Annotated in this window: 10 protein-coding genes; 7 read left to right on the forward strand and 3 right to left on the reverse strand. The window is 64.7% G+C overall.

Annotation, left to right across the window (positions count from 1 at the left end):
• Nucleotides 1-64 precede the first annotated feature (64 nt).
• From AC1G9L_RS08225 to asnB, 4 genes are all read left to right on the forward strand, one after another.
• Entirely contained in the window at nucleotides 65-421 is a 357-nt protein-coding gene (locus tag AC1G9L_RS08225) for an arsenate reductase (RefSeq protein WP_010344024.1), read from the forward strand.
• The gene (locus AC1G9L_RS08230) at nucleotides 418-876 is read left to right on the forward strand and encodes a GNAT family N-acetyltransferase (protein ID WP_019800804.1); all 459 of its coding nucleotides are present in this window, start codon (nucleotides 418-420) and stop codon (nucleotides 874-876) included. The genes AC1G9L_RS08225 and AC1G9L_RS08230 overlap by 4 nt, the downstream gene beginning before the upstream one ends.
• A 160-nt stretch (nucleotides 877-1,036) precedes the next feature.
• Nucleotides 1,037-2,167: a succinyl-diaminopimelate desuccinylase gene (gene dapE, locus AC1G9L_RS08235; RefSeq protein ID WP_481070653.1), complete on the forward strand. Its 1,131-nt coding sequence runs from the start codon at nucleotides 1,037-1,039 to the stop codon at nucleotides 2,165-2,167.
• A 250-nt stretch (nucleotides 2,168-2,417) separates the two neighbouring features.
• Nucleotides 2,418-4,109 carry an asparagine synthase B gene (gene asnB, locus AC1G9L_RS08240; RefSeq protein WP_019800157.1) on the forward strand — a complete coding sequence of 564 codons (1,692 nt, stop codon included), beginning with the start codon at nucleotides 2,418-2,420 and terminating at the stop codon, nucleotides 4,107-4,109.
• A gap of 140 nt (nucleotides 4,110-4,249) precedes the next feature.
• On the opposite strand, the gene AC1G9L_RS08245 is transcribed toward asnB, so the two are convergent.
• On the reverse strand, nucleotides 4,250-5,749 hold the full coding sequence (locus tag AC1G9L_RS08245) for a serine hydrolase domain-containing protein (RefSeq protein WP_481070655.1): 1,500 nt from the start codon (nucleotides 5,747-5,749) through the stop codon (nucleotides 4,250-4,252).
• 187 nt (nucleotides 5,750-5,936) lie between these two features.
• Here AC1G9L_RS08245 and AC1G9L_RS08250 point away from each other — a divergent pair, with 187 nt between their 5' ends.
• From AC1G9L_RS08250 to AC1G9L_RS08260, 3 genes are read left to right on the forward strand one after another with little or no spacing between them, the layout of a single operon-like run.
• Nucleotides 5,937-6,326: a GntR family transcriptional regulator gene (locus AC1G9L_RS08250; RefSeq protein WP_481070657.1), complete on the forward strand. Its 390-nt coding sequence runs from the start codon at nucleotides 5,937-5,939 to the stop codon at nucleotides 6,324-6,326.
• Between the two features lie 31 nt (nucleotides 6,327-6,357).
• The gene (locus tag AC1G9L_RS08255; protein WP_019800154.1) at nucleotides 6,358-7,272 is read left to right on the forward strand and encodes an ATP-binding cassette domain-containing protein; all 915 of its coding nucleotides are present in this window, start codon (nucleotides 6,358-6,360) and stop codon (nucleotides 7,270-7,272) included.
• Between the two features lie 20 nt (nucleotides 7,273-7,292).
• Nucleotides 7,293-9,155: a hypothetical protein gene (locus AC1G9L_RS08260; RefSeq protein WP_019800153.1), complete on the forward strand. Its 1,863-nt coding sequence runs from the start codon at nucleotides 7,293-7,295 to the stop codon at nucleotides 9,153-9,155.
• A 350-nt stretch (nucleotides 9,156-9,505) separates the two neighbouring features.
• On the opposite strand, the gene AC1G9L_RS08265 is transcribed toward AC1G9L_RS08260, so the two are convergent.
• Together AC1G9L_RS08265 and AC1G9L_RS08270 are read right to left on the reverse strand one after the other, a co-directional pair.
• On the reverse strand, nucleotides 9,506-10,591 hold the full coding sequence (locus AC1G9L_RS08265) for a diguanylate cyclase domain-containing protein (RefSeq protein WP_019800151.1): 1,086 nt from the start codon (nucleotides 10,589-10,591) through the stop codon (nucleotides 9,506-9,508).
• Nucleotides 10,592-10,684: 93 nt separating this feature from the next.
• Entirely contained in the window at nucleotides 10,685-11,761 is a 1,077-nt protein-coding gene (locus tag AC1G9L_RS08270) for a diguanylate cyclase domain-containing protein (RefSeq protein WP_019800150.1), read from the reverse strand.
• Between the last annotated feature and the right edge of the window lie 7 nt (nucleotides 11,762-11,768).

An 11,768-nucleotide genomic window follows, 5' to 3' on the forward strand; every position in this document is an offset into this window, starting at 1 on the left:
CGACCCTCACCCCAACTCCTCTCCCGGTGGGAGAGGGGCTTTATTCGCTTGAAGGGATGTTTCGATGACGACGTTGTACGGATTGAAGAACTGCGACACCTGCAAGAAGGCGACGAAGTGGCTGGACCGCTTCGGCGTGGCCTATACCTTCGTCGATTACCGCGAGCACAAGCCGACCCCGGAGACCCTGCTGGAGTGGGCCGGCCAGGCCGGTGGCTTCGACGCGCTGGTCAACAAGTCCTCCACCACCTGGCGGCAGTTGCCCGACAACAAGAAGACACCCGGTTCCGATGCCGAATGGAAGCTGCTGCTGCGCGAGTATCCGCAACTGATCCGCCGCCCGGTGGTGGTGACCGACGACGGCAAGCTCAGCCAGGGCTTCTCCGACAACGGCTTCAAACAGCGGTTCGGGGTGGCGTGACCGTCCGCCCGTACCGTGCCGAGGACTGGGCGCGGCTGTGCGCCATCCACGACGCCGCGCGCCTGGAGGAATTGCAGGCGGCGGGGCTGGTGGAGGCGTTCCTGCCGCTGCCGATCGCGGCCGAGCGCGAAGGCCTGTTCGATTACCGCGTGCAGGTCGCCGAGTGCGATGGGCAGGTGCTCGGCTTCGTCGCCGACGATGGCGAGGAACTGGCCTGGCTGTACGTGGATCCGGCCGCGCGCCGGCGCGGCGTCGGCCAGGCGCTGGTGGCCGCGGTGCAGGACGCCAGGCCGGCCGGCCTGACCCTGGAATTGCTGGAGGGCAATGCCGCGGCGCTGGCGTTCTATCGCGCCTGTGGCTTCGTCGAAACCGGCATGCACGGCGGGCGCATGCCTGGCAACGAGGTCTTCGCGGTGCGCGTGCAGTGCATGCGCTGGCCGGGCGTCGCGTCGTAGCGAAGCCGCGACCGCGCCGCGCGCCTGCCAGGCGACACGGGCAGACCTTTCGAATCCGCCAGCAGCGCTCGTACACTGCGTTTGTGGCGCCGCCCGCACGCGACGGTGCCGTTGGCGATCCTCATCGCGTCTCTCTCGTGTCTTCCAACGGTGTCCTTGCATGTCCGATGTCCTTGAACTCGCCTGCGACCTGATCGCCCGCCCGTCGGTCACCCCTAACGATGCCGGCTGCCAGGAGTTGATCGCGCAGCGGCTGCAGCGCGCCGGTTTCGCCATCGAGCGGCTGCGCTGCGGCGAGGTCGACAACCTGTGGGCCACCCATCGCGGCGGCGACGGTCCGGTGCTGGCGCTGCTCGGGCATACCGACGTGGTGCCGCCGGGGCCGCGCGAGGCCTGGAGCAGCGATCCGTTCGCGCCGCAGGTCCGCGATGGCGTGCTGTACGGGCGCGGCGCCGCCGACATGAAGGGCAGCGTGGCCGCCTTCGTGGTCGCCGCCGAGCGGTTCGTGGCCGCGCAGCCGCAGCACCCGGGCACGCTGGCGCTGCTGCTGACCAGCGACGAGGAAGGCGATGCGATCGACGGCGTGCGCCATGTGGCGCGCGTGTTCGCCGAGCGTGGCGAGCGCATCGACTGGTGCATCACCGGCGAGCCTTCGTCCACCGAACGGCTCGGCGACCTGCTGCGGGTCGGCCGTCGCGGCAGTCTTTCCGGCGCGCTGCGCGTGCGTGGCGTGCAGGGGCACGTGGCCTATCCGCACAAGGCGCGCAACCCGATCCACCTGGCCGCGCCGGCACTGGCCGAGCTGGTCGCGCGGCACTGGGACGACGGCTACGAAAGCTTCCCGCCGACCAGTCTGCAGATTTCCAACATCCATGCCGGTACCGGCGCCAACAACGTGATCCCCGGCGAACTGCAGGTCGCCTTCAACCTGCGCTACACCCCGCACTGGGATGCGCCGCGGCTGGAGGCGGAGATCGCCGCGCTGTTCGATCGTCATGGCTTGGACTACGAACTGCGCTGGCACCGCAGCGGCGAGCCGTTCTACACCCCCGAAGGCACGCTGCGCCGGGTGGCGCGCGAGGTGCTGGGCGAGGTCGCCGGCGCGCCGCCGGAGGAGAGCACCGGCGGCGGCACCTCCGATGCACGCTTCATCGCGCCACTGGGCGCGCAGTGCATCGAAGTCGGCCCGGTCAACGCCAGCATCCACCAGGTCGACGAGCACGTGCGCGTGGCCGACCTGGAGGCGCTGCCGGACCTGTACCTGCGCCTGATCGAACGGTTGCTGCGGTAACAGTTGCGCCGGCCCGCGCGCCGGGTTAGGGTCGCCCCATGACCTCGCTGTCCGTCCTCCGCTCGAGCAACGCCAACGGCCGCAATAATGCGCTGGCGAATAATCGTGCGCGGCCGATGCGGGTCTGCGACTAGGCGCTACCAGAAACACCACGCCCAGCCACCAGAAAACCCGCATCGGCCGATGCGGGTTTTTTTGTGCCTGGGTGTCTCCCTTCCGCAACCACCACCCCACGATCAGGAGCTTTCCCATGTGTTCGATCTTCGGCATCTTCGGCCTGCAACCGGGCGACGACCTGCAGGCGCTGCGGCGGCAGGCGCTGGACTGCTCGCAGCGGCAGCGCCACCGCGGCCCGGACTGGAGCGGCGTGTATGTCGACGACGGCGCGATCCTGGTCCACGAGCGCCTGGCCATCGTCGACCCGGCCGGCGGCTCGCAGCCGCTGCTCTCCGACGACGGGCAACTGGCGCTGGCGGTCAACGGCGAGATCTACAACCATCGCGAACTGAAGAAGCAACTCGCCCAGCCGTATGCCTTCCAGACCGGCTCGGACTGCGAGGTGATCAACGCGCTGTACCGCGAAACCACGCCGGACGCGCTGCTGAACCGCCTCAACGGTATCTTCGCCTTCGCACTGTGGGACAAGGCCGCCGGCCGCGTGCTGATCGCGCGCGATCCGATGGGCGTGTGTCCGCTGTACTGGGGCCATGACGCGCAGGGCCGCCTGCGGGTGGCGTCGGAGATGAAGTCGCTGGCCGACAGTTGCGCCGACGTCGCCCAGTTCCCGCCGGGCCACTACTACGACAGCGCCAGCGGCGCATTGGTGCAGTACTACCGCAAGCCGTGGCGCGACTACGCGGCGGTGCAGGGCGTGGAGGTGAGCAAGCAGGAACTGCGCGAGGCCTTCGAGCGCGCCGTGCATCGCCAGTTGATGACCGACGTGCCTTACGGCGTGCTGCTCTCCGGTGGGCTGGATTCGTCGCTGGTCGCGGCGGTGGCGGCGCGCTTCGCGCGCAAGCGCATCGAGGAGAACGACGAGGCCGAGGCCTGGTGGCCGCGCCTGCACTCGTTCGCGATCGGCCTGAAGGGCTCGCCGGACCTGGCCGCCGCGGCGATCGCCGCCGAGGCGCTGGGCACCGTGCACCACGGTTTCGAATACACCTTCGAGGAAGGCCTGGACGCGCTGCCGGAAGTCATCCGGCACATCGAGACCTACGACGTCACCACCATCCGCGCCTCCACGCCGATGTTTCTGCTGGCGCGGCGGATCAAGGCGATGGGGGTGAAGATGGTGCTCTCCGGCGAAGGCAGCGACGAGATCTTCGGCGGCTACCTGTACTTCCACAAGGCGCCGAACGCGCGCGAATTCCACGAAGAGCTGATCCGCAAGCTCGACGCGCTGTACAACTACGACTGCCTGCGCGCCAACAAGTCGATGATGGCCTGGGGCGTGGAGCCACGCGTGCCGTTCCTGGACGTGGAGTTCCTGGACGTGGCCATGCGCATGGACGCCCAGTACAAGATGGCCGGCGCCCGCGCCGACGGCAGCAAGCGCATCGAGAAGGCGGTGCTGCGCGAAGCCTTCGAGGGCTACCTGCCCGAGTCGATCCTGTGGCGGCAGAAGGAGCAGTTCAGCGACGGCGTCGGCTACGGCTGGATCGACGGGCTGAAGGCGCATGCCGAGGCGCAGGTGAGTGACCGCGAACTGGCCGCGGCCGACAAGCGTTTCCCGGTGAACCCGCCGCAGACCAAGGAAGCCTATTACTACCGCAGCCTGTTCGAGCGCGTGTTCCCGACTTCGGCCGCGGCCGAGACCGTGCCCGGCGGCAAGTCGATCGCCTGCTCCTCGCCGGCGGCGATCGCCTGGGATGCCAGCTTCGCGGCCATGGCCGATCCCTCCGGCCGCGCGGTGGCCGGGGTGCACGCGCAGGCGCTGGGATGACAAATCAAGGGCGGTCCGGTTCGTACTCGCCAAGCCACGAGCGACGGCTTCACCGGATCCCATGCAGACAGCACTGCACCGGGGAAGATCCTGGCAACTGCCGGCGGGCGAGTTTCTGTCCGCCGGCAGAATGCCATCGACTATTTCTGTATCTGCTTGAGACGTTCGCGGATGCGCCGAGAGTCCGGCTTTATCTTCAGCATCTTTTCCATCTGCTCAACGGCTGCCTGACGGTTACCGGTCTCTAGGTAGGCATTGGCAAGGCTGTCGAGCGCATCCAGCGACCCGGGATGGACTTGCGCATTGAATTCCAGCACCGCAAGTCCTTTGTCGGATTCCTTGCTCCTCAATAGTTCGCTTGCGACCTGCTCTAGCGGCTGCCCAGGGAAATCGTAACGTTGTGGACGCTTCTCCCATTCCTTTAGCAACCATGCTTTCAGTTCCGTTGCGTTCGCGTCATTTGCGCGACGGAACAGCTCCCAATGCACCGATTCGCGCAGTTCGACATGCGGTTTGCCGGCCAGGATCGCCTCAATCGCATCGCGAGCGGCTTCCACGCTGTCGTCTTGCCCGTTGTTGGTCAGCATCAGAATCTGGACACCCTGCTCCGGCAATAGTGTGAAATCAGCCTTGAAGCCGCGCCAATCCCCACCGTGCGCAACCATCGGTCGTCCGAGTGCGGAGCGCTGTAGCTTGAAGCCAAACCCGTAAGGTACCGTGCTGCCGTCTGTCAGACGAGTAGGGGCCGATGCCAGCGTCCAACTCGACTTCGACATGACCTTGCCCTGGTCGAGTGCATCGGCCCATCGCTGCAGGTCGCTAGTGGTGGAGTAAATGCCACCCGGGCCAACCGGATAAAACCCCGGTATCTGGTCCAGCGCTTTGCGTGTGCCGTCCGAACGCACGACAAAGCCGTAAGCGCGTGGCTGGATGTAGGTTTCGTTGCCGGGTACGCGAACATGGGTGTGCGCCATCTGCAGCGGTCCGAAGAATTCACGTTGCATGAACTGTGCAAAATCAATCCCCGACACTCGGGCAACCACCTGCGCCAGCAGGATGTAGCCGGTGTTGCTGTAGTCGAATGCGGATCCGGGGACGAAGCTTAATGGTGCTTTGTGAGCGACGAGAAGAGCGACCGCTTCATTGCCCTGCATCGGCGCGCTGGTCTTGCCGTTCTTTAGGATTTCCCGATATACGGGGAACAGATCAGGAACCCCGGAAGTGTGCGTAAGCAGATGTCGCAGGGTGATTTCCGAGTAGGGAAGTTCCGGCAGATACTTGGCGGCGGGATCATCGAGGTTTAGTTTCCCCTGCTCCGCCAGGCGCACGATAGCCGCAGCCGTGAACTGTTTGCTGACCGAGCCGATGTCGAACTGGTGATCAACCGTCAGTTGTTCCTTACCGCCAGCGTCCGCGTCGCCCAGCGCGGTTGTATAGATCAGTCTGCCGTGCTCGGACACGCGGAAACTGCCGTTGCATATCCTGACCGCGTGGCATTGGGCGAGATAGTGCGCAATCGCTGCGGAAGAAGAGGTTGGAGCGTCTGGAATTCCTGCGGAAGCAGTCAGGCCAATCGTAGAAGACAGCGTTGCCAGTGCCAGTTGGCGCAAACGAGTGAGGCGACGGGAAGGGATGGTCATTGGATCTCCTTGATATTTTTGTACTAATACAAGTAGTACAGTGATTTGACGCGGGGACACCGCAACCGATGCTTGGAGTACACGTGCGGCGGGTGACGTATGGCTGGACAGTGGGGAGTGCTTGACTGTACTATTTGTATTAGTACAAATCAATGGGGTGGGAAATATGGCGCGTATGGCTGCCTTGATGATTCAGATCGCGACCGGAGATGCTCGTCCTATCGTCCGTCAGATCATCGATGCGGTGCGTATGAGCATTGCCACGGGAAAGATCGCTCATGGCGAGCAATTGCCAAGTGTGCGCGGTCTTGCTCAGCAGTTGGCCGTCAATCCCAATACGGTGGTCAAGGCGTATGCCGAGCTCGTCGCAGAGGGTTGGTTGGATTCGCGGCAAGGCATGGGTTTCTACGTTGCCCCGCCGCGGCAGCGGCTTTCGGATGTTGAACGCGGGCGTCGTTTGGACGAAGCGGTCGATCGCTTGATCCACGACGTGGTTCCGCTCGGTTTTTCCGCCGAAACGGTACAGGAACGCATCCAGCAAGGTCTGCTCCGGGCCTTGCCGCGAAAGATCGCGTGATCAATCAAACGAACACTGCGCAGGACATCGCATGAATGTTGCAAACGAGTTCGTGGTGGAAGCCGTCAATCTCACCAAGCGCTATGGCAGCACGCTTGTGCTGGACAGCCTAGACCTGCACATCCCATGCGGGGGCGTCCACGCCATCGTGGGCGCCAACGGCGCCGGCAAATCCACCCTGTTTCGCATCCTGCTCGGTTTTCTCGCGCCAAGTGGTGGGCAAGCACGCATACTCGGCCGCGACAGCCAACTGCTCACACCGGAAGACCGTGGCCGTATCGGGTTCGTGAACGAAGAACACACGCTTCCGGGATGGATGCGGGTGCACGAGTTGATAGAAATGCAACGCCGCCAGTACTCGCGCTGGAGCCATTCGATCCTCGACAATGCGATCGGTCGCTGCCGCTTGGTGCCGCGTCAGCGGATCTCCCAGCTTTCGCGGGGCGAGCGCGCTGTATTCAACCTTGCATTGGCGCTGGCTCAGCGTCCGCAGTTGCTATTGCTGGATGAGCCCACGCTTGGTCTGGATGTAGTGGCCAAGCGAGCCTTCCTGGAATCGCTGCTCCAGGACAACGTCGTGGAGGATTGCACGATCATCTACTGTTCGCACCAAATGGACGAGATCGAGCGCGTCGCGGACAACCTGATCGTATTGGGCAACGGTCAGCTCCGGCATATGTCGACGCCGGAAGCGTTCTGCGCGCGGGTGACCTACTGGGTAGCCGATATTCCCTTCAAGGGGCCTGCGCACGACAGCATCCCAGGTCTTTTGGAGGCGCGCCGGCTTGCCGGCCTGCATCACTATTTGGTGCTTGACCAGAACGAGGGATTCGCCGATTTCCTGCATGCAGCGGGCGCGCGGTCGATCAATTCGATGCCTGTCAGTCTGGATCGTGCGGTCAATGCATTTCTCGGCAGGGGCGATACGGTCCCATTCTTGCACTGACGTGTTCCCGGAGAAGAAGCATGTGGTGTCTGCTGAGGATTGAATTCATGCGTTTCCGGACATGGGCGATCCTTGCGGCTCTGGTCCATCTGGGTGCATTGGCATTCTTTGCCCGCATTGCCGATCTAGGTCAGCAGCCGCTCTGGATGCATTGGGTCGTCGGCGGCGTCTACGGGCTAGCTGGGTGGCTGCTTGGCGTCTACCACGTGGGAAGCTACCGTCGACCCAGTCAATGGCTGAGCCTGCTCCACCGGCCGCTGCCTCATGAACATATCGCCATCGCATTCATTGCAACGGGGGGGCTATTGATGCTGCTCGCGGTGGTGCTGCCACTCCTCTTGATCGCAGTCTGGCAATGTAAAATCGCTGGGCATGTTGTGGATGTGCGCCATTGGCTGCTGGCCTTGTCGGCTTTGTGCGTCGCCATGTCGGGATACCTTGCTGGCGCCTTCTGCGTCTTGCGTGGCCCGCGTCAGGCGGCTGCCGCTCTGGCGTTGCTTGCCTGGCCGGTCTTCGCCCGCGCAACCGGGGTGGGCATGATTGCAGTCGAACTGGTCGCGCTGTTCTGGTTGGGCGCCTTGTTGATTGAGGCATTCAGGCCGAATCCGGAGGCTCCAGTGGATGGGGTGCGGGCGACATTGCTGCTTGCAATACCGCTGTCGATGGGAATCTACATGCTGATGGTTCTGGTGCTTTTCGCGCTGGAATTGGTGTGGATCGCGCAAGGATCGCATCCGCTCAATATGGCGGTCCCGCCTCCTGGCGGACACATCGAGGTCGAAAAAATGGAGCCGCGCAAAAGGATGTTGGCTGCGCTGCGTGACAGCAGATATCCCGATGCCGGTCAGTTGGCCATTGCGGTGAAGAGCGCAAAGCCCTCGGGTCTCGACATCCGCCTCGGCAAGCAACCGCAACGCAATGAATTGGCCAACGTCGCACCGATGCGGTTCGACGACGCGGAACGCAACATTCGCTGGGTATTCAGCCATGACAGCATGCGCCTGAACGGCTATAGCCTGTTGGACGGTCAATTCGTCGGAAGCTTGGGAGTCGCTGTGCAGGGGCACGCATTCCCGCGCGTGGTACTTCCCATCGGCAACCTATCAGGATGGCCTGGTAGCGACGTCGCCCTAGTCGGAGGCGACACCCTATATCGCTATGCAAGTTCAGAAAAGAAGGTTCTTCCTTACGTATCGGTCGACGCTGGAGAAGTGCTGGCAGGCTTGGGTCGCGTCGGCAGTCGAATGATGCTGCTCAGCGATCGAGCGCTTTATTTTGTTGAGCCTGCGCACGATGGTGTTGTTGCAAGAAAACGTGTCCGCATTCCACTGCCAGGCGCGATCGGCGACTTGAGCAAGCTGGACCTGATCGAATTGCCAGACGGCTACCTGGTCTGCCTGACGTACTCCGAACAGGCGCATGCCGCGGATGGCGCTGTCCCCGCGATTCTTCTGTTGCGCGTGCGTGCCGATGGTCGGTCTGACATCGTCCAATGGCGAAAACTCGCCTTCGACTATCCGGCGATTCATCGTTATCGCGTCTGGTGGCCGTCGCCGGTGCTGCATCTACTACAGGAGTACGCCAAGGCGCTTTTTGCTCCCAACTCGCGACTGACAGTGACCGCTCCGGGACCTATGCCCAGCGGCATCGGCCTGTTGGCAATTGGCTTGATGCTTGCTTCCGCCGTGGCCGCCTCGATGCGTTTGCGTCTGACGCATCTCTCGCGCCGCATGCGCATCGCATGGCAAGTTGCCTGCGGTGTGCTCGGTCTGCCAGCTCTGGTCTGCTTGTGGCTGCTCGTGCCACGCATCGCCGTCTGCCAGCGCGGCTCCAACCATGGCGTCATCCCTGATTCACCTAGCGGTTGCGTTCCCGCAACGTAGTCCGATCCGATTTCGGCGCATCAATGGTCCGGTAAACCACCGCTAATCCGACCGATGCCGAGATGGCCACGGTGGCAAGCTGATCGCCTGTTCCTCGCCAGTTGCGATCGCCGTGACGCTAGTTTCGCGCGAGGATTGCCGACCCCTCCGGCCGCACGGTGGCCGGGATGCGCGCGCAGAACGATAGGATGAGCGCGCCAGCCTGCTGCCGTTCGTCATCCACGCGGTCTGATTCGCGCTGGTGGATGCGCTCGCGGCGGCCCCTGGACCGGCTCAGTGCGGTGCTGATGAGCGTGTTGGGCCTGGGCCTGAGTTGCATGCGCGCGTGTAACCGCGAGTCGAGCCTGCAGTTATGCCGAATCCGTGGCCTGCGTCGCGCTGTTGGGCGCATGCTGCAGGGCGGCCATGGTTGCTGGCGGTGTGTGGCTGTCCGTGCGGATCCGGCTCTTGCCGTCGCGCTTGGCCGCGTACAGCGCACGGTCGGCACGCTTGAGCAGATCGGAGATGTCGCCGTCCGGACGCATGCCCGCGACACCGGCGCTGAACGTGAAGGCCACACGCTTTGCGCTGGTCCGCTTCACCCGTTCCAACAACCGCTGTAAGAGATCCTCGGTCTGCGTGTCGCTCATGCCGTTGATCACGATCCCGAATTCCTCGCCGCCGAGCCGGCCGACCCGGCAGCCTTGCTCCAGCGTCGTCAGCTCCGCGGCTAGCGCGCGCAACACGGCGTCGCCGACATCGTGACCATGGGTGTCGTTGACCTGCTTGAAATCGTCGATATCCAGCATCGCGAATTGCAGCGTGCCGCAATCGCGGCGCCCGCTCGCCAGCGCATGCAACTGCGCCATTAGGGCGCGCCGGTTGGCCAACCCGGTGAGCGCGTCGGTCTCGGAAATGCGTCGGTAGTCTTCCTTCAATTGGTAAGTGATCAGCATGCTCCGCGCGAACGTGCGGTTCATCGCCACGCCGATCAGCGAAACCGCCACGACCAGCAGCCCCAGCAGCGCTGGATCGCCATCGGCGGCCAGCGGCAGCGGTCGGCTGATCAACATGATCGCCCAGATGTAGGCCAGCGCTAGCAGGTAGTCTCTGGTGAAGGGGAAGAGCAGGTTGATGCCCAGGCACAGCGTGGCGGTCGTCGGCAGCCACCAGAATGTGCCGTGTGGGCCCATCTGGCGCAGTTCGACCTGGTATGCCCACGACAGCAGCAGCACGTAGAGTGCGCCGCTCATGCGCCCTTGCCAGAAGCGGCGAACCAGCAGGGTGCTGGCGACGGCGCCGAGCATGGCGGCGAGCAGCATCGCGTTGGCCAGGGGCCATGGCCGCTGCAGATACGGATTGAGCAGCAGCGTCGCCACCCAGATCGACAGGGTCAGCGCTTGAATGGCCGTGGTCGAGCGGCCCAACAGGTGGCGGATGTGCTCCGGGTACGTCATGTGCTGCTCAGTGCTGCGTCCCGGCGGGTTGGTGATGTGCGGGCGCGCGGTGGGGGCGAGGGACGCCGTCACCCCCTATCTGCCGGCCTCGCGCTACAGCGGTGTGGCCGCCGGCAGAACGGGATCGTGCGCGAACGTTGTGGGCGTGCCGGCCGCGGCCGGCGTGGCGCCGTCCAGGCAAAGGCTGCCGTCGCCCGCGTGCCGCGCTGCAGACAAGGCGCGGTCGGCGCGTGCGAGCAGGTCCGACACCTCGCCGCCGGCCGGCAGTGAGGCCAGGCCGACGCTGCAGGTGAACGCGGCCCCGTCCACGCGCAGGTTGCGGATGCGCTGCTGCAGGCGCTGCAGCCGTTCGCTCGCCTTGGCCTGCGACACACCCTCGAACAGCAGGCCGAATTCCTCGCCGCCGAGGCGGCCGACACGGCAGCGCGGATCCAGCCGCACCAGCTCCGTCGCCAGCGCCTGCAGCACCGCATCGCCGACGTGGTGGCCGTGCTCGGCGCCGATCCGCTCGAAGTCGTCGATCTCCAGCATGGCCAGCTGCACGGCATGCCGGGCGCCGATCGCCGCCTCCAGCTCGGCGATGAGCGCGCGCCGGTTGGGAAGTCCGGTCAGTGCATCGGTGGCGGCCAGGCGTCGATCGTTTTCCCGATGCGCGTAGTTGCTGCGCAGGGCGGTCACGACGACGTGGTTCATGGCCAGCCCGATGATCGTCACCGCCGCCACCAGGAGTTCCAGCAGCGGCAGGTCGGTCGCGCTCGGCACCAGACTGTCGTGCCAGCCGAGCATGATCGCCCAGGTGCAGGCCAGGGCCAGCAGATAGTCGCGCGCGTGGCTGAACAGCACGCTGTAGCCCAGGCTCAGGGTCACCGCCACCGGCAGCATCCAGCTCACGCTGGCGCCGCCCATGTGATGCAGTTGCAGCCGGAACGCGGCGTCGAACGCGATCACCGACAGGAAGGCGCCCAGCCGCCATTGCCAGGATTGCCTGGCCATGCGCATGACCAAGCCGCTGCCGAGCATGGCGACGAACGCCAGCGCGTAGCGCGGGTCCAGCGGATGGCGCAGGTAGGGGTTGCACAGCAGCAGCGCCAGCCAGACGCACAGGGTCAGGCCCTGGATCGCCAGGATCGGCCGTTCGAGGGTGCGGCGGACATGAAGGTGGTAGTTCATCTGCTCT

Source organism: Xanthomonas sp. NCPPB 1132 (genome assembly GCF_056629235.1).